Source organism: Paenibacillus terrae (genome assembly GCF_005217525.1).
Taxonomy (GTDB): domain Bacteria; phylum Bacillota; class Bacilli; order Paenibacillales; family Paenibacillaceae; genus Paenibacillus; species Paenibacillus terrae_C.
The window spans coordinates 40,707-63,024 of the sequence record NZ_PNXQ01000006.1; the positions used below are offsets into that span (position 1 = coordinate 40,707).

Here is a 22,318-nt window from a genome sequence, read left to right on the forward strand (position 1 = left end):
TATATTGCCTAAATTTGTGGAGGATTTAACGAGGTAGAAAGCAAAATGAGCTGGATATATTTCCAAGTATAATCGTGTTATGACACAAAAAATAAATGTAACTGGTATATTAAGAAGCGTCGCAGTGCTTTTTGTCGCCTATTTTCTGGTGTAAAAGAGTGCTATAGGCGCTTTTTTATTTGAGGTCAGGTTGGAAAATAGGCGGGAAAGCTTATTGGACACCGAATTTCCTATAAAGATAAAAGAAGGAAATTTAAGGGTGTGTGTGGAATATACAAAAAACCAGACATTTTACAGAATTGTAATATCAACAAGGGGAGGTTTGGTTATGGCAATACATAATTCGGTGAAATACCAAAGAGGGGGAAATTTTTTTGATCAGGCGCTCTTTTTATTACCTGTGGGGGTCTCAGACGATCTCCAACGTAGCAGATATCATCTACATGTTGAGTGTAGTGGTATTGGTGTTCAGCTCAAGTAATTCTTTAATGACGACTATTTTGATTCCGCTTTTCCGATTGTCTGCCCAAGTGCTTAGCGGGCTCGTTGCACCGATAGTCCTCGGCCGATTTCGACTAACGCGTATTTTGCTATTTTCCCAATTTGGACAGTTTGTCATCTTTTCGCTGTTGCTGCTTTATTTGTGGATCGTACCTGAGCAAAGGTCATTTCTGTTTATTTTTGTGATGGTGTTCGGTATGTCTTTTCTGGATGGCTGGACCAATCCTTCACGTAATGCACTAGTACCTCGTTTGGCCACTGGCGAAGGGCTGATGCGGGCGAACGGTATGGTGGCAGTCAGTGATCAAGTGGTCAAATGCGCAGGTTGGGCGTTAAGTGGAATCATTGTGGCTTGGCTGGGTTCCCTCAATACGCTTGTGATCGCATCATGTTGTTACCTCGTCGCTGTAACCGTTACAGCCTTCATCCGTGATCCGCTGGATCAAAAGGAATTAACCCCCGAATCTTCAGCATCCTCAGAAAATTCAGTAGAAACCGCAAACCAAAAGGAAAAAGGCTCCCATTGGAAAGAGCTTGGAGAAGGCTGGCAGATCATTTGGCATAACCGCCGCATTCGTTCTTTGATGATCGTGGATAGTGTGGACACCATTGGAGGAACCTCCTGGCTTGGCGTATTTATTCTGGCGTATGTTACTCAGGTGCTGCATCAGGATGCAAGCTGGTGGGGCTTTATGAATGCCTCCTTTTTCTCGGGTACGATTCTGGGCGGACTGCTTGTCGTTGGCTTGGTCAAGCGACTGCAAAGAAACAGCTTTCTGTACATGCTGGGAGCGTTGCTCGTATATGTGCTGATTACGGTGGTGTTTGCGCTCAATACGATCCCAGTCGCTGCGCTCGTTCTTTTTGCTGTATCCGGCTTACCGGTTCAAATGGCAGGAATTATTCGCCGTACCTTGCTGCAAACGAGTGCCCCGGCCGCTCAGCTCCCTAAAGTGATGGCGGGTATTGATGTGCTTACGAATCTCGCTTTCGGACTGTCCTTGTTATTCCTGGGGTGGTACGCAGACCGTTTGGGCATGGTGCAGGTGTATTTACTTGCTGCGGCTATGACAACCCTTGCCGTTCTGATCGGCTGGTTCTATCGCCGTGATTTTCAGGAAAGTGAGCAAATCGATCATCCAACCGCTACAAGCGCTGGCATTTAAAATTAGCGTTCTCGTTAGGCGTGACATCGTTTATTGGATGACTACATAGTTAAATGCAGGTGTAAAAGTGAACGTGACGATCGGGGAGAATTAAAACCTAATGACCTGTGATTCTCCCCGATTTTACAGGAACACCGCCGGGATGATGTTGTGGGTGGTATTCTTTTCATATCATTTTAGACAGTATTTCTGTTGAGCGATATGTATCATTCTAATGTCAGGTCTGTTTGCTCGTGATATATGTTTTGACGGTAGGAGGAATGTAATTGGTAAATTGCCGTAGGATTCCTTGCGGAGTAGTATCCGTAAGTACCATCGCACGATATTTTTCCTGCATAAATTGTTCCTCAGCCATACGATCAAACAAGGAAATAAGAGGATCGTAATAATGGTTAATGTTTAAAAGACCACATGGCTTTTCGTGCAAGCCTAATTGTGCCCATGTAAAAACTTCAAAATATTCTTCCATCGTTCCTGGGCCACCTGGTAAAGCAATAAACCCGTCCGCAATCTCTGCCATTTTAGATTTTCGTTCATGCATGGAATCAACAATGATTAGTTCGCTCAGGCTATTATGCGCAATTTCACGGCTTTGCAAAAAGTGAGGGAGCACACCGATGACGTGACCTCCTGCATGAAGTACCGCATCAGCTACTGCACCCATTAAACCAACGCTTGCTCCTCCATAAACCAGGCTTATCTCTTGTGCGGCAAGTGCCTTGCCCAGAGCAATAGCATGCTCTCGATAAATCGCAGACGCTCCATCACTGGAACCGCAGAAAACAGCAATGCTTTTCATATTAGATCCCCCTTATGAATATCTCTTTGCAAGTTTTTGCTGGTGTGTCCGAAATATGTCTTCCAAGGTGATATCATACTTGTTGGCGATTACGATAAGATTACCCAGTACGTCTCCAAGTTCTTCAGTTAAATGTTTCTTGTTATCCTCGAATGAACCATCCATTTCATCGGGACGGTCTCTGCCGATTTCCAGGGCGCGAATGGCTCTCGCAACCTCTCCAGTTTCTTCTGCCAAGAAACCAATTCGGACGAATATATCTAAATCCGACCAGCTTCTCTCCTGGTAATACTGCTTTACCCATTGTTGAAAATCATTAATATCCATATCCAGCCTCCAAATATAAACCAATGAATAGGTGTCGGCTATACACAAAACCTCAAGGTTTACATAAAACCGAAACATTTGTTCGTGTTTTTTTATTATATAAGATGAAAGGGTATTTTTCAAAGAAAAAAATATTTTTGGAGCGACCCACGGCGTTCAGCCAACCTTGCGTTTAAGTCCACTGCGACCGTATCAGGTCAGCTTGCTAGGCCGTAGTGAACTGGCTGTTATAGAGCGAGGCATAATGTCCCCCGCTTGCAAGCAGACCCTCATGGGTTCCGCTTTCGACCACATCGCCGTTTTTCATGTATAAAATCAGATCCGCTTCGCGGATGGTCGATAGTCTGTGGGCGATCACAAAGCTGGTGCGTCCGGCAATCATTTTCATAAACGCCTTTTGAATACGCGCTTCTGTCAGGGTGTCTATACTGCTGGTCGCTTCATCTAGAATGAGCATAGGTGGATCGACGAGGATTACCCGCGCGATGGTGAGCAACTGCTTTTGACCTTGCGACAGGCTGTCGCCTGAACCGCTGATGACCGTATCGTAGCCATGAGGCAGACGCTTGATGAAGCTATGTGCATTGGCAGCCTTTGCAGCCGCGATCACTTCTTCTTCCGTTGCTTCCGGCTTTCCGTAAGCGATATTGTCCCGAATCGTACCGCTGAACAGCCATGTATCCTGAAGTACCATGCCAAAATTAGTCCGCAAGCTGTCCCGGCTCATGTCATTGATATTGACCCCGTCGATGGATATCGAGCCGCTATCTACATCATAGAACCTCATGAGCAGGTTGACGAGCGTTGTTTTGCCTGCCCCGGTTTGACCGACAATCGCAACACGGGTACCCGGCTTAACCTCCAGACTAAAGTCCGTAATGAGCGTACGCTCCGGGGTATAGGAGAATTTGACATGATCAAAAAGAATCGTGCCTTTGCTGCGTTCCAAATGTACGGCGTTCGATTTTTCCGGCTGCTCAGACGGTGAGTCCAAAATAGCGAATATGCGCTGGGCAGAAGCCGTAGCCGCTTGGAACTGAGTTAGTACCCCTGTGATTTCATTAAAGGGCTTGGCGAACAGGTTCGTATAGATCAGAAAGCTTGACAATCCGCCTACCGAAATTACACCCAAAATGATGGATATACAGCCGATCATCGCCGTGACCGAGAAGGTCATGTTGTTCACCAGACGGGTGGAGGGATTGGACAATGATCCATAAAACTGTGATTTTACCCCGGCTTGATACAGTTGGTCATTTTTGGCGGCGAATTCGTCAAAAGAACGGTTTTCATAATGAAAGGCTGTAACCACCCGCTGTCCGCCAATCATTTCCTCCACATAACCATTCAGACTTCCTAAAATTTGGGCCTGTTCGCGGAACATGCGTTGGGATCGTGTGGTAATAAACCATGCCACGCCATACGTAACCGGGGCTGACACCAGCACGACCAGCGTCATGATCGGACTGATATACAGCATGAGCACAATCGAGCCTATAATCGTGATAATCCCGGTAATCAAGGTGGAAAAACCTTGAAGTAGCCCATCCGACACGGCATCCATATCGTTCACAAAACGGCTGATACTGTCACCTTGCGGGTGATTGTCATGAAAGCTTAATGGCAGGATATTAAAATGATCAAATAACTCTCGCCGCATATCATTGACCGTCTGATAAGCAATACGGTTCGTCAAATAGGTGAGCAGCCAGCTAAACAAGCTGCCTACGGCATACACCATGCCTAATCCGGCAAGAATATGCGCAATTCCTCTAAAATCCACCACTCCCTTATCCACCATATGGTCGATGGCCTGACCGATCATATAGGGACCGATCAGACTGGCAAGCACGCTGAGAATTGCGCTGACAATGACCCAAAACGCTGTTTTTTTATATTGGCCCACATAGGTTAACAATCTTCTCCAGGTTTCCTTGGCGCTCATTGGTCTACCTCCTGCGTTGAGAGCTGGGAACGATTAATTTCCTGATATACATCCGAACTGCTCATCAACTGTTCGTGTGTGCCGACAGCGACAACCCGCCCTTCGTCAAACACAATAATTTTATCAGCATGCTGTACGCTGCTGACCCGTTGCGAGACAAGCAGGACGGTCATGCTGCTGCTATTTTCCCGTAACGATTTACGCAAGGCGGCATCGGTTGCAAAATCAAGTGCACTTGATGAATCATCCAAAATGAGGATTTGCGGATTCCCTACAATAGCTCTGGCAATGGTTAGACGTTGCTTTTGACCTCCCGACAGATTAAGGCCCCCTCGGGCAATCGGAGCATCGTATTTTTCGGGCAGATTGGCAATGAACTCATCCGCTTGCGCAATCGCTGCTGCTCGGGCGATCTCCTTATCGGTGGCGTGTTCATGACCCCAGCGAATATTATCCGCTATGGTGCCGGTGAACAGCAGCGCCTTTTGTGGAACAATCCCGATTTTCTGCCGCAATGGTTCAAGCTTATACTGGCGAACGTCGATGCCTTCGATTTGAACCCGCCCCTCCACCGCGTCATAGAACCGGGGAATGAGATTCACAAACGTAGATTTCCCCGAACCCGTTCCTCCGATGATACCGACCGTTTCACCGGGGTAGATGTCAACGGTAACATCGCTAAGCGCCAATTGTCCCGTTTGGTTGTATCCGAAGGAGACGTGATCAAAAGCGATAACTGGTACGTTTTTTTGTGAGGACGTATGATCTTTAACCGGCTGACCTTCAGATATAGCAACATCGGAGATCGAAGCTTGGGTATCCAGAACCTCCTGAATCCGTGCTGCCGAGGTTGCGGCTTTGGTAAACAGAATAATTAAATTGGTCACCACGATGAGAGCCAGCAAAATCTGCGTGATATAATTAATAAAAGCAATAATCTCCCCTTGCGTAAGAGATCCATATTGAATATGAATGCCGCCGACCCACAGAATCGCAATAATGGCTCCGTTGACCACCAGCAAGGTGGCTGGGCTGAGCAAAGCGGAAATGCGCCCTACACGGATGGCGGTTTGGGTCAGGTCATCCGAGGCTGAATTGAACTTGACTCGTTCGGCTCCTCTTTTGGCAAAGGCCCGTATGACCCTTACCCCTGTTAGATTTTCGCTGAGTACAAGAGCGATGTTGTCCAGCTTTTTCTGATACTGGCGGTACAGCGGCGAAGCCTTCGTAATAACCAGATACAGGATCAAAGCCAGAATTGGCGTAGCGGCCAAAAGTACCAAAGCGAGGCGGAAGTCCAGGATCATCGACATGATAATAGCCCCAATGCAAATAAAAGGAGCCCGAATGACCAGACGAATCAGCATCGCCACAGCCGTCTGGAGTTGATTCACATCGTTCGTGATCCGATTGATGAGTGAGGGTGTACCAAACTTATCCAGATCGGCATAAGAGAACGATGAAATGTGCTTAAACATCGTATTGCGCAGCGTCGTTCCAAACCCTTGAGAGGCCCCGGCTGCGTAGAACTGGCACACCATTGAGCTGCCAAAGCCCAGCACGGTCATAAGCAACATCAAAAGACCCATCTGCCAAACATAATGGGTATCACCTTTGCCAACGCCATGATTGATCATTAGCGCTACCATCGTAGGCAGCAACAATTCCAGAATCGCCTCAATCAGTTTAAACAGAGGCCCAAGAATACTTTCCTTTTTATAAGGCTTCAAAAAAACAGCAAATTTCAGCAAAAAAACCATCACCTAACCTGAATAATGTATAAAGCCCGTTGATTCAACCTGATAACTGAATATGATTATGGCATATCCCAAACCATATGAATAATATTTAATATATATTAGAGGTATATGTATTACATATATCAGTACCGGAGGTCCATGATGGAATTGAGACATCTCAAGTATTTTCTGGCAATTGCAGAGGCGGGACAAATCACTGCGGCAGCCAAAAAGTTGCAAATCGCACAGCCTCCCCTAAGTCAGCAACTCATGCAGCTTGAGGAAGAGCTGGGTGTAAAGCTCGTGCATCGAGGCCCGCGAAGCATTCATCTGACGGAGGCCGGAATCATTTTGCAGAACAGGGCCAGGCAGATTTTGGAGCTGACCGATGCCACGACGAGGGAAATAAATGATTTTGCCAAAGGTATGAAGGGAACGCTCACGATTGGAACTGTCTCTTCTTCCGGCGCAGCCCTGATGAAAGACAGGCTTTCCGAATTTCACAAAACCTATGCGGGCGTAAAATTTGAAATCCATGAGGGAAACACGTTCATGATCCTAGATCTGTTGAAAAAGGGGATCGTAGAGGTCGGTATCGTCAGAACGCCGTTCAACACTACCGATCTGGGGTGTAGATATGCAGCCTCCGAGCCGATGGTCGCGGTGATGACAGAAGAGCATGACTGGAACCCTGACCAGAAGACGATTCCGTTGTCTGACTTGAAGAACAGACCGCTCATCGTGTACCGCCGCTTTGAGCAATTGATCCACGACGCCTGCATGAAGCACGGCTTTGAGCCGAATTTTTTTTGCAAAAACGATGATGCCCGCACTACGCTTCATTGGGCTAATGAAGGACTGGGTATCGGTATGATTTCACGGTCCGCACTGACTCTGGGCAGCAATAACCAGTTAATGGTGAAGGAAATTATGTGTGAAGAACTGCATACTCGTGTGGCGGCTGTCTGGCTCAAGGATCGTTACATGTCTTCTCTGGCCTCCCGATTTATCGAAAGCTTTAGCCAGGCACCCGATGGAGTCACTCCACAATAGCTGTTTTTTTTGTGGATGAAAGCATCTTTTTGTAAAATCTCATTTGAATTGCAAACGGGAACTGGATATAGTAGTACAGTAGGATAGCGATAGAATGGAGTTTGAACACATGCCACATAATGCAAAGGTCCAAATCCGTCTTCATAGTCATCACGACGGAGAAGATGTGGTGCAGGAGCTTCTCGGAGAAGCCATCATGCGTGGGAAGCATCTATATATAAGGTACGATGAACCCCAAGAGGGACCTGAGGGCGGAACGACACGGAATACGGTCAAAATCGGACCGGATGAGTTGAAGCTGATTCGTCATGGCGAGGTGCAATCGGAGCAGTCATTTGCGCTGGGACGAAGATTGCCGGGATTTTACCGATCGCCTTATTTAAGCCTGAACATGTCTGCGCATACGCAGAAGCTCGATATTCGAATGGACGGATTTACCGGACAGGTGAGCTGGACTTATGATCTGTACGTATTTGAGGATTTCTCGGGGCATTTTGCCATCAGTTTGCATATACAGGAGGAGCAACAATCATGACAAGCAATCCACTGGAACTCATTAATCAAAAGGTGACCTCAGCTATCGAGGCAGCGGTACTGGCTGCTGGAATCGTGAGCCGCGAAGAGCTGCCGACGATCACGCTGGAGGTGCCGAAGGACAAGTCGCACGGTGATTTGGCTACGAACGCGGCGATGCAGCTCACCCGCATTGCGAAGAAAAACCCGCGTCAAATTGCAGAAGATTTGATCGCAAATATGGACTTGGCTGCCGCTTCAATTGAAAGCGCGGAAATAGCCGGACCGGGCTTTATTAACTTCCGTCTGAACAAGGGCTACCTTTATGCTGTCATTAAACAAGTGCAGGAGCAGGGAGCGGATTACGGACGTATACAGGAAGGTGCAGGCAAAAAGGTACAAATCGAGTTCGTCAGTGCGAATCCGACAGGTAGCCTGCACTTGGGCCATGCACGTGGTGCGGCAGTGGGGGATGCCCTCTGCAACGTGCTTGATTTTGCCGGATACAAGGTAACTCGTGAATACTACATTAATGATGCGGGCAACCAGATTTACAACATGAGCCGCTCGATTGAGGCGCGTTATTTGCAAGAGCTGGGACAGCCTGCGGAGATGCCGGAGGACGGGTATCACGGTGAGGACATCATCGGATTTGCCAAGGAACTGGTGGCCGAGAAGGGCGATTCCCTGTTGTCTTTGACACCAGGCGACCGCGCAGCTTATTTCCGTGACTACGGTCTGGAAAAGGAACTGAACAAGATCAAGCGCGATCTGGAGCTGTTCCGTGTACCTTTTGACTCCTGGTTCAGCGAAACATCGCTGTATGAGAACGGTGAAGTACTTAAAGCGCTGAATGAGCTGCGTGACCGTGAGGAGATTTATGAGAAGGACGGAGCCACATGGCTGAACACAACCAAGTACGGCGACGATAAAGATCGTGTCTTGATCAAAAATGACGGTACATACACGTACCTGACCCCGGATATCGCTTACCATCGCGACAAATATGCCCGTGGGTATGACACAATCATCAACATTTGGGGAGCGGATCACCACGGCTACATTCCACGGATGAAAGCAGCTATGGAAGCACTGGGCAACGACCCGGATAAGCTCAAAGTGCTGATTGCCCAAATGGTCAGCCTGTTCCAAAATGGGGAAAAGGTAAAAATGTCCAAGCGTACCGGTAAGGCCGTGACGATGGAAGACCTGATGGAAGAAGTGGGCGTGGACGCGATCCGTTACTTCTTCACGATGCGCAGCATGGATTCGCATCTGGATTTTGACATGGATTTGGCGATTTCCACTTCTAATGAAAATCCGGTATTCTACGTGCAGTATGCCCACGCGCGGGCGTGCAGCGTATACCGTCAAGCTGAGGAGCAGGGCATTGCGGTACTGCCGTTGGCAGAGGTTGATCTGTCCAAGCTGACGGCTGAGCATGAATACGACCTGTTGCGCAAAATCGGCGAGCTTCCGGAGGAAATACTGGTAGCGGCTGCGAGCTTTGCGCCACACCGTATGATTCGTTACGTCTACGAGCTGGCATCGCTGTTCCACAGCTACTATAAAGCAGAACGTGTGATCACTGAGGATGCCGCTCAAACGCAGGCCCGCTTGGCACTGTTTGGCGCGGTGCGCACCACCATTGCCAATGTGCTGAAGCTGGTAGGCGTGTCTGCACCGGAACGCATGTAAGCAAGCCACTTTAATGATAAAAGGAACCGTCTGTACCATCCCCAGCAGGGTGGCACGTGCGGTTCCTTTTTTGTACGAGCAGCTTAGTAGCGTTCCAGTACCAAATTCGTTTTCAGGGAATCGGCGGGAACCAGCCACCCTTTGGATTGCAGCAGATTGATCAGCTTGGTGCGATTGCTGGAGGCAACGCTGTAGTCCGAGGTTTTGAAGGAGATTTCAATGATGGTATCTGTACCTGATCCGTTCGCACTGCGGATAGGCCAGACTTCAACATCGGTATCCAATCCCTGGAAGCTTCCTCCATATTTGCTGACCTGTACAGGACCGCGTACTCTGGAGTCTGCCAAGGCTTGTTTACCCCAGTTGCTGGTTTTCCAGTTTTGCAGTTTGCCTGGAAGATTGTCCAATAGTTGCTTTAACGCCTGATCCGGGGAAGGAAGAGTTAATCCTTTGGAAGCGTTCGTTTTTTTATCATTGGAAAAGCTCAGTGTCTGCTTGCTATAACCCCAATCCACCTCGGCATCGTAGTTATCATCAGATGCGCTAAAACCTTCTTTATTGGCTTGGGTGAGAGCCGCGTTGATATCTCCGTTCGTGACTGTGTACCGTTTCTTGTAGGTTAATTCATAATTCTTTTTATCTTCTTTTTTGCGAAATCTGACATTCCAGCCCTCGTTGTTCAATTGCAATTGATCCGTGTCAAAATATTCGACGCTCAATCGTTGCGCAGCTTCGCTAATTTGAAACTCGTTGGCTACGCTGCTTTTCAAAGAGCCGTCCGCATTGAGGACCTTAGCTGTATCCAGCATCAGTTTTACCTCATAGCTTGGTGTGGCATTGGCGGCAGCCTGCGCAGGCTCGGCCCCTTTCCATCCCGTTACAAGCAGCACTGCACTCAGGGTTAATACTGACAAAGCCTTTGTGATACGAAGACCGGTTTTCATCCAATCATCTCCTGTTCGTCCGAATGGGGGTACACGCTACACTTTACGGGTGTAATGTCAGTCGTATGTCAAGGCAAGCTGGTACTCTGGTTAAAAAATAACATAATTTCTATATGACAGGTAAGATTTATTCTTGGTTCCCTGACAAATATTCAGCAAATTGGCGGATTAGAGCGGAGCGGTGGCGGTCCTTATTGCTAACCATATAAATGTACCGCTCTACACGTTGGCCCGGAATAGGCCGTATGACGAGCATCCCGCGTTCAACCTCAGACTGCACAGCTATGCGGGAGACGAAAGAGACGTGTTCTCCCAGCATGACCGCCTGCTTGATCGCCTCCAGCGAATCCAGCTCCAAATAGGAGGGGAGACGGCGTCCACCACGCTCCAGCCATTTGTCGGTCATTTGGCGTGTGCTGGAATCCTTGCCGTGCAGCACGAAAGAGGAAGAAGCGATTCGCTCAGGTGTTAAATCGGTTTCGCTTGCGAGCGGGTGATCCGGTGCGCAGATCAGTACCAGCTCATCCTCGCCCAAGGATTCCGATACCAGTGAGGGCACTTGAAACGGCTCTGTTGAAATAACGCCAAGGTCGATTTCGTGACGGGCAAGCATGTCCTTGATCACCGGAGCAGTTTTCACGGACAAGGCAATATGAATTCCCGGATGTTCCCGGGCAAAACGGTGCAGCACCGCAGGAAGCACATAGGTAGCTGGTACATAGCTTGCGCCGATTCGAATGCTCCCCCGCTGGAGTGTGTCGAACTCGCAGACAACCCGCTCCGCCTCGGCGGCGAGCGCATTAATCTTGCCGGCATAGTGGAGCAGCGCGTACCCAGCATCCGTCAGGATGATTTTGCCCATACGCGTGTCGAACAACTTCACCCCCAAATCCCGCTCCAGGTTTCTCATATGAAAGGTGATGGTCGGTTGTTTCAGACCGAGAAGCTCAGCTACTGTGGTAATTTTATGATGCTTGTTCAGCAACTCTACAATATGCAGCTTCAGAAGACTTAAATTCACTTGGATGCCCCGCTTTCTGTTTGATCGGAAACTCATTCCGCTCCATGCGTGGCGGTATCAATCCCCTCTATATAGATTAAATCTATGAGTGTTAACACAATTCATTGAAATAATTAATTTTGCTTTAACTTTCCAATAACACAGGCTGCGAATTCAACCTTTACACTGGGGTCAGTCATAAGAACAGGCAGGTAATGCGATGAATCAGGATCTATATATTCACGGTTTGAGTAAAACCTTCGGTCATATGACCGCATTGCACGAGACGAATCTGGTCGTACGACGGGGACAATTCACGACACTCCTCGGTCCGTCCGGCTGCGGGAAAACAACGCTTCTACGCATGATTGCAGGGCTGGAAATGCCGGATACCGGCACGATCACGTTGGGGGAGGAAGTTCTTTTTTCGGCAGAACGCAAAAAGGATATTCCCGCTCATCTCCGTCATTTCGGCATGGTGTTTCAGGATTTTGCGCTGTGGCCGCATATGACGGTGTTTGAAAATGTGGCCTTCGGGCTGCGTGCGGTCAAGCAGACCAAAGGTGTCGGCTCTGGCAGCGTGCGTGGCAAGGAACTGCGAGCAGCGGTGCTGGAGGCGCTGGACAAAGTCAGACTGTCGGGGATGGAGGATCGATATCCTCATCAGCTATCTGGTGGCCAGCAGCAGCGAGTCGCTTTTGCCCGCGCGGTCGCCATCCGACCCAGGCTCGTCTTATTCGATGAGCCGCTCAGTGCACTGGATGCGGTGCTTCGCGAGGAGATGCGCATCGAAATGCTGTCGCTGGTGCGGGATCTGGGGCTGACCGCTCTGTACGTCACCCATGATCAGATTGAGGCTATGTCGATGTCCGATGAAGTGGTCGTCATGAGAAGCGGACATATTTTGCAGACCGGAACACCCGAAATCATCTACAGTCGTCCATCTCATCCAGAGGTGGCGAGGTTCATCGGCAAGTCGAACTGGCTGGAGTCGGAGCGGACGCTATTCCGTCCCGAGCATGTTCGCTGGGAACAGAATCAAGTGGATCAGCATTCTTTTTCAGTAGAGATTCGGCATGTCAGCTATGTTGGAGATCGTTATGAAGTCCGCATATTGGCGGAGAACGGCGAGCTGTGGACTGCGTATCATTCCACCCGCTTGCCTATCGGAGAACAAAAGCAAATTTGGGTATCACCGCAACACATCCACCAACTCGATTCATAGGGAAAAGGGGTATATACAAGATGATAAACAAGCACGTTTTTCGTTCAGGTTGGAAAAAGGGCGCGATGCTCGCATTAACATTGACCTTTGGACTGGCTGTCGCAGGCTGTGGAACGGCTACACCATCTAAGGATGGTGCGCAATCCACCGGATCAGCAGGACAAGCCGGGGCGGCATCGACCGATCAGAAGCTGGTTGTCTACAGCGCAGGCCCTGACGGACTGGCAAAAAAGCTGGTAGCTGGGTATGAGGCGCAAAGCGGAGTGAAGGTCGAGCTGTTCCAGGGAACGACAGGTAAAATTTTGGCCCGCATGGAAGCCGAGAAGGCGAATCCGGTAGCAGATGTGGTGGTGCTGGCATCTCTTCCGTCCGTACAAGGCTTGAAAAAAGACGGCCTCACGCTGCCCTACCCGGATGCCCAAAACGCGGACAAGCTGAATCCCGATTGGTCCGACAAGGAAGGCAACTATTTCAGCACCAGTGCTTCCGCGTTAGGTATCGCGTACAACACGAAGCTGGTGAAGACACCGCCGACTTCATGGGCCGATCTCGCGAAGCCGGAATACAAGGACCAAGTTAACATTCCTGATCCGTCCCTGTCCGGCTCGGCGCTGGATTTTATGACTGGCTACCTGAGTGCCAAAGGCGATGGGGGCTGGACGTTGTTCGAGCAGTACAAGGCTAACGGCGTAGCGATGGCTGGAGCCAATCAGGAAGCGCTGGACCCGGTCATTACCGGAGCCAAAAGCATGGTCGCTGCTGCGGTTGATTACATGACCTACAAGGCCAAAGCCAAAGGCGAGCCGATCGACATTGTTTATCCGAAGGAAGGAACAGTCATCAGCCCACGCCCTGCAGCGATTCTCAAATCGACACAGCATGAGCAGAACGCCAAGGCATTCATTGACTATCTGCTGTCGGACGAGGCACAGAAGCTGGTAGCGGACGCTTCCTTGCTTCCGGGACGCACGGATGTCAAAGCAGATAAGCGCGCCAATCTGGATGAGATTCCGTTGCTGAAAACCAATTGGGAATGGATGGGCGAGCACGGGCCTGACGTGACAGAGAAGTTCACGCAAATGTTCAAGTAAGCGGATGGGGTTCTTATCCGTCAAACAGATCAGAGCGTGGAGTCTGACACTCGCTCTGATCGCGCTTGCTTTACTGATCGTGCTGCCGTTGCTACAAATCTTCATCCAAAGTGTGTATGTAGATGGACAATTACAATGGTCTGCGCCTTTCCAGACGTTGGCTGCATCCCGATTTATGGGTGTGCTGTTCGGCTCGATCTGGCTGGGCATTTGTGTTATTGCCGGAACGACGGTGCTTGCACTTCCGCTCGCGTGGGTCATGTCCAACACGCGTCTCGCTAGCTGGCGCTGGCTGGACGTGGTGCTATTGATTCCGTTTATGACCCCGCCCTATATCGGGTCCATGGGCTGGATTTTGTTTATGCAAAAAAACGGGTATCTGGAGCAGTTGTTTCCGAGCCTGCATTTCTTGACCCCGTTCTTTTTCAGCTTTGGCGGCATGGTGATGATCATGAGTCTGCATCTGTTTCCGTTCCTGTACCTGCTGCTGCGCGGTGCGCTGGTTAGGATTGGCGGCAGTCTCGAAGAGGCCGGAGCCGTTATGGGCGGCGGCTTTCTGTACAGGTTCCGCCGGATCATTTTACCGCTGCTGCTGTCGGCTTACGGAATGGGCGCGCTGCTCATTTTCGTCAAAACGATTGCCGAGTTTGGAACCCCCGCTACTTTTGGGCGACGTATCGGGTATGAGGTCATGACATCGGAAATTCACAAATACATTTCCAGTTGGCCGATTGATTTCGGCAAGGCGACATCCATGGCCTCAGTGCTTTTAACCGCCTGTCTGCTCGTGTGGTATGTGCAATCGGTGATCAACCGTAAGTACACATACAGGCTGGTAGGTGGTAAAGGTTCTCGTCCTTCCCGTCTTCGTGTATCCGGCTGGACTACGGGACTGAGCATCGCATTCATTCTATTGTTGCTAATGGCGTCCATTGGTATCCCTTATTTTTCAATTATCGCTGCTTCCACCATGAAGCTGCGGGGGATCGGCTTGGCTTGGGATAACTTTACGCTCGATTATTACAAGGAACTGCTGTCTTGGGGCTCAGAGAGCATGGAGGCGTTGCTGAACAGCATATTTCTCTCTTTGGGGGCATCGACGATTGCCGTTATGCTGGGCACATGGTTTGCGCTCGTCATTGGCGGCTCGCGTACGAGGCTCCAGCGGACGGTGGATGCATTCAGCCTGCTTCCGAACACGGTTCCGGGGATTGTTATGGTAGTCGGCCTTATTTTATGGTGGAACTCGCCATGGATGCCGATTCCGTTGTATAACACGTACGGTATGGTCATTCTGACGTATGTTGTCTTGTTTGTTCCTTATACAGTCCAGTATGTCAAAAGCGCCTTTACGCAGGTAGATACTGCTCTTTTTCAGGCAGGACAGGTGTTTGGCGGTCGACCGACTTATGTATTCCGGCGGATTGTGCTGCCGCTGATTTTACCGGGCATGCTGGCAGGCTGGATGATGACCTTTACCATTGCTTCGCGCGAACTGGTCGGCTCGTTGCTGATTTTGCCGCCATCCATCCAGACGTCTGCAACCTACATTTTTGCCCAGTTCGAACAGGGGCAGGTGTCGCTTGGTATGGCAATGGCGGTCATGTCGGTCGGTTTGACCACGCTGCTGCTGATCTTAATGGAAAGCTTAAACTCGCAAAGAAAGTGGAAATGATGATGACGAAGCTTCGAATTTGGGGCGGAGCGGGCGAACATGGCCGCTCCTGCTATGTTTTGGAAGGAAAGCAGCATCGCATCATGCTGGATTGTGGTGTGAAAAAGGAAGGAACCGGGCAGTATCCGGTTTTTCCGCCGCAGGAGGCGGAGAGGCTGACTGCTGTATTGCTGTCTCATGCACATGAAGATCATTCGATGGCGCTCCCCTTACTGTACAAAAATGGATACCGGGGAGAGGTGTGGACGACAAAGGCCACTGCGGAACAGCTAGGTTCCTATTTTCGCTCCTGGCATACTTATGTAGAATCGAGAGGCGGAAAATTGCCTTACGACGAACAGGATATCGAATCTATCACTTACCGTTATCTGGAGGATGAAGCGCCGTCAGGGGTGTGGCAAGAGGCTAGTCCGGGTGTACGGATCATGTGGGGACGCAGTGGGCATTTGGCTGGCGCTGTGTGGTACGTAGCAGAAATGGAAGGGAAGCGGTTATTCTTTTCGGGAGACTACAGCCGCGAGTCCGAGCTGCTTGTTGCCGATGTACCAGAACCCAATCTAGCCGATATCTCCATTATGGACAATGCCTATGACATGGATATAGACCCGCAGCCGGTGAAGCTGGAGCGGCTGCGGGTCGAGATGGAACGGATTTTGTCTGCTGGTGGTCATGTGCTGCTTCCGGTACCTGCCTTTGGTCGGGGACAGGATTTGATCGTGTGGGCCAGCGAACAATTCCCTGAACAAGCCATGATTATAGAGCCGGACATATGGCAGGGATTACAGCGTCTGAGCTGTTTGAAAGAATGGCTACGCCCGGAAGCACCTGTACGGATAGAACATGTGCTGCACAGTGACAGGATCTTTGTGCCTCGTGATGCTGCGGAGCGAGTACGGCTGCTGGAACAGAGTGCTGCGGCTATCATCGTAACCGGGGATGGGATGATGGATTCGCCACGGGCGCGCTGGTACTATCAATATTTGTCGGATCAACCGTCGAGTGTGGGGGAGGGCAAAGGTAGCGGAAAAAGTAATCATAACGGTGTTATTTTGACGGGACATGCTTCAAGCGGTTCTTTTGGTAAACATCTGCTGGAACGTGGGGATCAGGATGACTGTTGTATCGTACGGCATTTGATTTACAAGGTGCATCAGGGGATATCGGATGTGAGACAAATGTTGAAGGTGTTGCCTGGTAAACAGGTTGTGCTCGTTCATGCGCCCAAGCCGCAGACCGATCTTGTGCGGGGCGAGCTGATAAGAGAAGGCTGGACCGAGCACGAAAGCTCTGTAAAAGCCATTCACTCTTTGGAACCAGGCGCAATGTTAAACGTTTAGATGATTCATTTTGCTCCATCCGTTATTTCGTACCCTCCTGCATCAGTCGGAAGGCATCGACTTCCCCAAGTTTCGTGGATATAGTGTTGCGCCCGCTGCTTTTACGAAGGCGCAGCGGTGTAGCGGTACGCTTGAGCAGTGCTTTGATTTCTCCAGGCCCCATCTCCGGTCTCAGTGAAAGGAGCAGGGCAATGCTTCCGGTTACGTGAGAAGTAGCCATAGACGTACCGCTCATTTCGTGATGCTTGCCGTGTATCCATGAGGAAATAATCTTTTCACCCGGCGCGTACACGTCTACGAATTGTCCCCGGTTGCTGAAAGGTGCGATGCGTCTGTATTTATCGGTAGCTCCGACCGAAATGGTCTGGGAATAGCGGGCGGGGTAGTCAATACTCCGGCGCTTGCCCTCGTTTCCCGAGGAAGCTACGATCACAATACCGTTTTGATACGCTTTGTTCACCATATCAAGCAGCGCCTTGCTGCGTGATTTCATACCGAAGCTCATATTGATAATATCGATACGATTCAATACACACCAGTCGATGCCAAGAATAATATCCGAAACGTAGGCGGCCCCGTTATGGTCAAACGCTTTTACAGGATGAATCAGCGCCTGAGGTGCTACGCCAATCCTACCCTCATCATAGTTGGATGCCGCGATGGTACCGGCAATATGAGTGCCGTGACCGTTATCGTCATAGGGTAGCATGGTCCGATTAAGCAAATTGATGCCTCTAGCGAGAGAATGACGCAGATCAGGATGTTGAAAATCCGCTCCTGTGTCAATCACACCAATCCTGATTCGGTTTCCTGTAGAGGAAGGCCAAGCCTTGTGTGCGCGTACCTGTTTGACCCCCCATGGCATGGGCAGGTTTTTCTCCGTCTTCGGCATATGGGCCGCTCCTCCATGTACCCTCATGCGAGTATCTTCTTCAACGGTAACACCGTTGTGATATTTGCCGAGCCTGTTTCCCCCTGGAAGCGGGGCAATCAGGGCGCGAATCAGCCGGGCCGGTTGTACTTGCCGTAATCCCGCAAGCTCGGGTTTCAGCTTCCTGAGATAGGACAGGCATTCCCGGTATTGGTGAGGCTTATCGAACGTAATGATCTGTTTGTGTCGTCCACTGCGGGACGGCTCCGAAATCCCCTCGTGCAAACGCTGCAAAAAACCCGGATAGTCCATTTGAGACAGTCCCCCTCCGATGAGCCATGCTGAGGTATTGTATGAGCAAGCGTCAGCGGCGGCATGGGAAACCTGCCCCTTTTTTATGGAAATAGGCCTGCTTGTCGTGTCAAAGTGATCGCGGACACATACGATACATGGAGGGCATAAGCTCTTGTGCAACAACTTTGGGAACTTCTCCCGGAGCGGGTACAGTCGAAAGACGGGGGGGACTCCGTCTTTTTAACGTGCGCCGCCTTGTTCAAGGCATACTACTGCAAATTGTACGGATACCCATGTTTAACTTGCAATTTGCTTCCAAATAGGTTTTACTTAGTTTTGATAATGGATATGTTAGTATTGCATGTATCGTGTATGCTCTGAAACATGTTCTTGTGAATTACGTGTGAGAGGAAGTGTCCCTAGGTGAGTACCCCACTCAACTTGAAGATTGACCCGGAGAAAGTCCACGAGACTCCAATGGTGGATTTGGCATTTATGGTATTGAAAGCGGCCAATACTCCATATTATTACCGTGACCTGATGAATGAAGTCGCCAAATTGCGCGGCATGTCCGACGAAGAAATTAATGACGTTATCGCTCAGCTATATACTGAAATCAACATTGACGGGCGTTTTGCCTGTGTCGGTACGAATCTGTGGGGCTTGAAGCGTTGGTATCCAGTGGATAAATCCGAAGATGCTCTGACAGGCGCCAAGCGTCCTCGTATCATTAATGACGAAGACGATGACGACGAAGAGGACTATCATGAGGAAGAAGAAACTTACAGCACCGATGATGACTTCGATGCAGACAGTGAAGACGAGGATAGCGAAGAAGAACTGTTCGACGGTGAAGATGACGATAGCGATGAAGACGTGGTTATAGACGATGAAGACCTTAGTGATGAGGAAGATACAGAAGATGAAAATGATGACGAATCGACAGACGACGACGATGATTCGCTTCGTTAGGATCAGGCTGTAAGGGGAGAGGTATTCTCCCCTTTTTCATGACCATTTTCTTGAAACTGCCTTCAGATTTGAAGCTTTCAGATGGATTCCCTTTAGTTTTGTCAATGGGCAAATTAACAAAGATAACTTCCTTGACAGCGGATTGGACACGGGGTAAACTATTGCTTGGGCTTATGATTGATTCACTTATATGTTTGCTTTTTGTATAAAAGTGCCCCGTACTACGGGAGTGCTTTTTTGTTTTTTTATAGGGTGTTTCCACTCATGAAAGAGGGCTAAGGGCGGCGGGTATGGAAAATGATTCGCTGTCTTCTTCATGGATGATAATCCGTGTAAACGGGTTACGATAACATCATAATGTCGCCTGAATTTTGGACTTTATTTAGGAGGGTTTTAAACAGTGACAAAGTATATTTTTGTGACAGGCGGGGTTGTGTCTTCCTTGGGCAAAGGGATTACGGCAGCTTCACTGGGAAGGCTTCTGAAGAACAGGGGACTAAAGGTAACGATTCAAAAATTCGATCCGTACCTTAATGTCGATCCGGGGACGATGAGCCCTTACCAGCATGGTGAAGTGTTTGTAACGGATGACGGTGCGGAAACGGATCTTGACTTGGGACACTATGAGCGCTTTATTGATATCAATCTGTCCAAGAACAGCAATGTCACGACAGGTAAGGTATACTCCAGCGTAATCAGCAAAGAGCGTCGCGGGGAGTATTTGGGCGGTACGGTGCAGGTTATTCCACATATTACGAACGAAATCAAGGAGCGCGTATATCGTGCAGGTCGTGAAGCGGGTTCGGACGTAATTATCACAGAAATCGGCGGTACTGTGGGTGATATCGAGAGCTTGCCATTTTTGGAAGCGATCCGTCAGCTCAAAAGTGAGGTAGGACGTGAGAATGTAATGTACATTCACGTAACCCTCATTCCTTATATTAAAGCGGCTGGTGAGGTTAAAACCAAACCAACTCAACACAGTGTAAAAGAACTACGCAGCATCGGCATTCAACCGAATGTCATTGTTTGCCGTACAGAGCATGAACTTTCCTCCGATATGAAGGCCAAAATCGCGCTGTTCTGCGATATTGATGCTAACGCAGTAGTAGAATGCCGCGATGCCTCGACTTTGTACGAGGTTCCATTGAACTTGCGTGAAGAAGGCTTGGACGAGATCGTAGTCAATCACCTCAAGCTGACAACACCTGCACCGGATATGACGGAGTGGGAAGGGCTTGTTGAACGGATCAGAAAGCTGGATAAAACGGTTGAAATCGCCATTGTTGGTAAATATGTTGCACTGCATGATGCTTATTTAAGTGTGGTCGAATCCCTTTCGCACGCCGGATTTGACGCCAATGCGGATGTGAAAATCCGTTGGGTGAACGCAGAAGAAGTAACGGACGAGAACGTAGCAGACATGCTGGGCGGCATTGGCGGTATTCTCGTACCGGGCGGCTTCGGCGATCGCGGAATTGAAGGTAAAATCAGCACCATCCGTTATGCTCGTGAACAGAAAATCCCGTTCTTCGGTATTTGTCTTGGCATGCAAGTATCTGTCATTGAGGTAGCCCGTTCCCTGGCTGGTCTGGATGGAGCCAACAGCTCGGAAATCAATCCGGCTACGGATTACCCGGTCATCGACTTGCTGCCTGACCAAAAGGACATCGAAGATATGGGCGGAACGATGCGTCTCGGATTGTATCCGTGCAAACTGACGGAAGGTTCGTTGGCTTCGGCTTGTTACAACGATGAGCTGGTATACGAAAGACACCGTCATCGGTATGAATTCAATAATGAGTATCGTGAAGTTATTGAAAAGGCAGGTCTTCGCATTTCCGGTACTTCACCGGACGGACGTTTGGTGGAAATTGTGGAACTGCCTGGGCATCCATGGTTTCTGGCGGTACAATTCCATCCGGAATTCACTTCCCGTCCGAACCGTCCACAGCCGTTGTTCCGTGAATTTGTTAAGGCGGCATTGCAGCTTCAAGGCTAATGCTGCGGCCTGTAAGACCTCCTTAGGGAGGTCTTTTTTTATTCCACGCTTCCTGATTATGAAAGAATATTCCACAATTATGTATAAGAGAAGGATTTTCTTTTTGCAGGAGCGAATATAGTTTAGGGTATGGGACGGATATTGTACGTCATCGGACGCTGTTATGGCAATAGCTGCATGATCCTCGTTTTAAGATCTTAGGAGGTTAAAACATTGGAAAAGAAAAAAGTGTTAATCGTCGATGACCAGAATGGAATACGAATTTTGCTGATGGAAGTGTTCGGAAGTGAGGGTTACGAGACCTTTCAGGCAGCAAACGGAAAAATTGCACTTGAAATTGTTGAAAAGGAACCTCCTGATTTGGTTCTGCTCGATATGAAAATTCCGGGTATGGACGGACTTGAAATCTTGAAGCATCTAAAGACCATGAATCCCGATATCAAGGTTATTATGATGACAGCTTATGGAGAACTGGACATGATTAAAGAGGCGACGGAGCTGGGAGCACTCATGCACTTTACCAAGCCCTTTGATATTGATGAAATGCGAATCGCCGTAAACAAGCAACTCAGGGGTGACGAAGAGAGTCACTTTGGTTGAAAACTCTGTTAACACAACAGGGTTTTTTGTTTGTGTTTATGGGAAATACTGAAAGTAAATCCTCTCCTTATACAATTCTATGAAAAAACGGCGTCCTGAGCGTGATTTTCGTATGTGTTGATGTGCAAAAGCTTGTTTAGTATTTAACATGGGTTGTGGTATAATAAGCCCGTATGTGATGTCGGCTAAAATATAGACAAACCCAAACACCCTTAGGAGGACTGTAACCATGCCATTGGTATCTATGACAGACATGTTGAACAAAGCACTTGAAGGAAAATACGCGGTAGGTCAGTACAACATTAACAACCTGGAGTGGACTCAAGCTATTCTGGGCGCTGCTGAAGAAGAAAAATCCCCGGTAATCCTGGGCGTATCTGAAGGTGCAGCACGTCACATGGGCGGTTTCTACACTGTTGTTAAAATGGTAGAAGGTCTTATTCATGACATGAAAATTACGGTTCCGGTTGCGATCCATTTGGACCACGGTTCCAGCTTTGAAAAATGTAAAGAAGCCATTGATGCTGGTTTCACATCTGTTATGATTGACGATTCCCACAGCCCAA

General features: G+C 49.1%; 19 protein-coding genes. 12 read left to right on the forward strand and 7 right to left on the reverse strand.

The genetic code is table 11. The annotated features are described in order from the left end of the window. Positions 1-374: 374 nt before the first annotated feature. On the forward strand, positions 375-1,667 hold the full coding sequence (locus C1I60_RS06735; RefSeq protein WP_137061052.1) for an MFS transporter: 1,293 nt from the start codon (positions 375-377) through the stop codon (positions 1,665-1,667). A gap of 217 nt (positions 1,668-1,884) precedes the next feature. On the opposite strand, the gene C1I60_RS06740 is transcribed toward C1I60_RS06735, so the two are convergent. The 4 genes from C1I60_RS06740 to C1I60_RS06755 form a co-directional block, all read right to left on the reverse strand. Continuing rightward, positions 1,885-2,466 (reverse strand): LOG family protein, encoded by a 582-nt coding sequence (locus C1I60_RS06740; protein WP_137061053.1) that lies wholly within the window; start codon positions 2,464-2,466, stop codon positions 1,885-1,887. Between the two features lie 12 nt (positions 2,467-2,478). After that, positions 2,479-2,793 carry a MazG nucleotide pyrophosphohydrolase domain-containing protein gene (locus C1I60_RS06745; protein WP_137061054.1) on the reverse strand — a complete coding sequence of 105 codons (315 nt, stop codon included), beginning with the start codon at positions 2,791-2,793 and terminating at the stop codon, positions 2,479-2,481. Between the two features lie 205 nt (positions 2,794-2,998). Beyond that, the gene (locus tag C1I60_RS06750) at positions 2,999-4,738 is read right to left on the reverse strand and encodes an ABC transporter ATP-binding protein (protein ID WP_137061055.1); all 1,740 of its coding nucleotides are present in this window, start codon (positions 4,736-4,738) and stop codon (positions 2,999-3,001) included. Then, positions 4,735-6,489, reverse strand: a complete 1,755-nt coding sequence (locus tag C1I60_RS06755) for an ABC transporter ATP-binding protein (protein ID WP_137061056.1) — start codon at positions 6,487-6,489, stop codon at positions 4,735-4,737. The genes C1I60_RS06750 and C1I60_RS06755 overlap by 4 nt, the downstream gene beginning before the upstream one ends. Positions 6,490-6,639: 150 nt before the next feature. Between C1I60_RS06755 and C1I60_RS06760 the strand changes: the two genes are divergently transcribed. The 3 genes from C1I60_RS06760 to argS all read left to right on the forward strand — a co-directional run bounded on the left by C1I60_RS06760 (position 6,640) and on the right by argS (position 9,741). Beyond that, positions 6,640-7,530 carry a LysR family transcriptional regulator gene (locus C1I60_RS06760; RefSeq protein ID WP_137061057.1) on the forward strand — a complete coding sequence of 297 codons (891 nt, stop codon included), beginning with the start codon at positions 6,640-6,642 and terminating at the stop codon, positions 7,528-7,530. A gap of 94 nt (positions 7,531-7,624) precedes the next feature. Continuing rightward, on the forward strand, positions 7,625-8,065 hold the full coding sequence (locus C1I60_RS06765) for a YwiB family protein (protein WP_137061058.1): 441 nt from the start codon (positions 7,625-7,627) through the stop codon (positions 8,063-8,065). Then, positions 8,062-9,741: an arginine--tRNA ligase gene (argS, locus tag C1I60_RS06770; protein ID WP_137061059.1), complete on the forward strand. Its 1,680-nt coding sequence runs from the start codon at positions 8,062-8,064 to the stop codon at positions 9,739-9,741. The genes C1I60_RS06765 and argS overlap by 4 nt, the downstream gene beginning before the upstream one ends. A gap of 83 nt (positions 9,742-9,824) precedes the next feature. On the opposite strand, the gene C1I60_RS06775 is transcribed toward argS, so the two are convergent. Next, on the reverse strand, positions 9,825-10,685 hold the full coding sequence (locus C1I60_RS06775) for a hypothetical protein (RefSeq protein ID WP_137061060.1): 861 nt from the start codon (positions 10,683-10,685) through the stop codon (positions 9,825-9,827). Positions 10,686-10,812: 127 nt separating this feature from the next. Continuing rightward, the gene (locus C1I60_RS06780) at positions 10,813-11,706 is read right to left on the reverse strand and encodes a LysR family transcriptional regulator (RefSeq protein ID WP_137061061.1); all 894 of its coding nucleotides are present in this window, start codon (positions 11,704-11,706) and stop codon (positions 10,813-10,815) included. Positions 11,707-11,905: 199 nt separating this feature from the next. On the opposite strand from C1I60_RS06780, the gene C1I60_RS06785 reads away from it, so the two are divergent. From C1I60_RS06785 to C1I60_RS06800, 4 genes are read left to right on the forward strand one after another with little or no spacing between them, the layout of a single operon-like run. Next, on the forward strand, positions 11,906-12,910 hold the full coding sequence (locus C1I60_RS06785; RefSeq protein ID WP_137061062.1) for an ABC transporter ATP-binding protein: 1,005 nt from the start codon (positions 11,906-11,908) through the stop codon (positions 12,908-12,910). Between the two features lie 20 nt (positions 12,911-12,930). Then, positions 12,931-14,001: an ABC transporter substrate-binding protein gene (locus C1I60_RS06790; protein WP_137061063.1), complete on the forward strand. Its 1,071-nt coding sequence runs from the start codon at positions 12,931-12,933 to the stop codon at positions 13,999-14,001. 4 nt (positions 14,002-14,005) lie between these two features. Further along, entirely contained in the window at positions 14,006-15,676 is a 1,671-nt protein-coding gene (locus tag C1I60_RS06795; RefSeq protein ID WP_137061064.1) for an ABC transporter permease, read from the forward strand. Then, positions 15,673-17,013, forward strand: a complete 1,341-nt coding sequence (locus tag C1I60_RS06800; protein WP_137061065.1) for an MBL fold metallo-hydrolase — start codon at positions 15,673-15,675, stop codon at positions 17,011-17,013. The genes C1I60_RS06795 and C1I60_RS06800 overlap by 4 nt, the downstream gene beginning before the upstream one ends. 22 nt (positions 17,014-17,035) lie before the next feature. Here C1I60_RS06800 and C1I60_RS06805 read toward each other — a convergent pair whose 3' ends face one another. Then, complete coding sequence (locus tag C1I60_RS06805) at positions 17,036-18,196, reverse strand: S8 family peptidase (protein ID WP_137061066.1); 1,161 nt, start codon at positions 18,194-18,196, stop codon at positions 17,036-17,038. 405 nt (positions 18,197-18,601) lie between these two features. Between C1I60_RS06805 and rpoE the strand changes: the two genes are divergently transcribed. From rpoE to C1I60_RS25345, 4 genes are all read left to right on the forward strand, one after another. Beyond that, entirely contained in the window at positions 18,602-19,150 is a 549-nt protein-coding gene (gene rpoE / locus C1I60_RS06810; RefSeq protein ID WP_137061067.1) for a DNA-directed RNA polymerase subunit delta, read from the forward strand. Between the two features lie 400 nt (positions 19,151-19,550). Next, entirely contained in the window at positions 19,551-21,152 is a 1,602-nt protein-coding gene (pyrG, locus tag C1I60_RS06815; RefSeq protein ID WP_137061068.1) for a CTP synthase, read from the forward strand. A gap of 213 nt (positions 21,153-21,365) precedes the next feature. After that, positions 21,366-21,752: a response regulator gene (locus C1I60_RS06820; RefSeq protein WP_137061069.1), complete on the forward strand. Its 387-nt coding sequence runs from the start codon at positions 21,366-21,368 to the stop codon at positions 21,750-21,752. A 229-nt stretch (positions 21,753-21,981) separates the two neighbouring features. After that, on the forward strand, positions 21,982-22,318 hold a 337-nt coding region (locus C1I60_RS25345; protein WP_252361611.1), incomplete at its 3' end, for a class II fructose-bisphosphate aldolase.

Coding starts and splice junctions, on each gene's coding strand:
- C1I60_RS06805 (WP_137061066.1), bottom strand. CDS start 18,196: ATGGACTATCCGGGTTTTTTGCAGCGTTTGCACGAGGGGATTTCGGAG.
- C1I60_RS06760 (WP_137061057.1), top strand. CDS start 6,640: ATGGAATTGAGACATCTCAAGTATTTTCTGGCAATTGCAGAGGCGGGA.
- C1I60_RS06790 (WP_137061063.1), top strand. CDS start 12,931: ATGATAAACAAGCACGTTTTTCGTTCAGGTTGGAAAAAGGGCGCGATG.
- C1I60_RS06750 (WP_137061055.1), bottom strand. CDS start 4,738: ATGAGCGCCAAGGAAACCTGGAGAAGATTGTTAACCTATGTGGGCCAA.
- C1I60_RS06800 (WP_137061065.1), top strand. CDS start 15,673: ATGATGATGACGAAGCTTCGAATTTGGGGCGGAGCGGGCGAACATGGC.
- C1I60_RS06785 (WP_137061062.1), top strand. CDS start 11,906: ATGAATCAGGATCTATATATTCACGGTTTGAGTAAAACCTTCGGTCAT.
- C1I60_RS06795 (WP_137061064.1), top strand. CDS start 14,006: ATGGGGTTCTTATCCGTCAAACAGATCAGAGCGTGGAGTCTGACACTC.
- argS (WP_137061059.1), top strand. CDS start 8,062: ATGACAAGCAATCCACTGGAACTCATTAATCAAAAGGTGACCTCAGCT.
- C1I60_RS06775 (WP_137061060.1), bottom strand. CDS start 10,685: ATGAAAACCGGTCTTCGTATCACAAAGGCTTTGTCAGTATTAACCCTG.
- C1I60_RS06740 (WP_137061053.1), bottom strand. CDS start 2,466: ATGAAAAGCATTGCTGTTTTCTGCGGTTCCAGTGATGGAGCGTCTGCG.
- C1I60_RS06745 (WP_137061054.1), bottom strand. CDS start 2,793: ATGGATATTAATGATTTTCAACAATGGGTAAAGCAGTATTACCAGGAG.
- C1I60_RS06765 (WP_137061058.1), top strand. CDS start 7,625: ATGGAGTTTGAACACATGCCACATAATGCAAAGGTCCAAATCCGTCTT.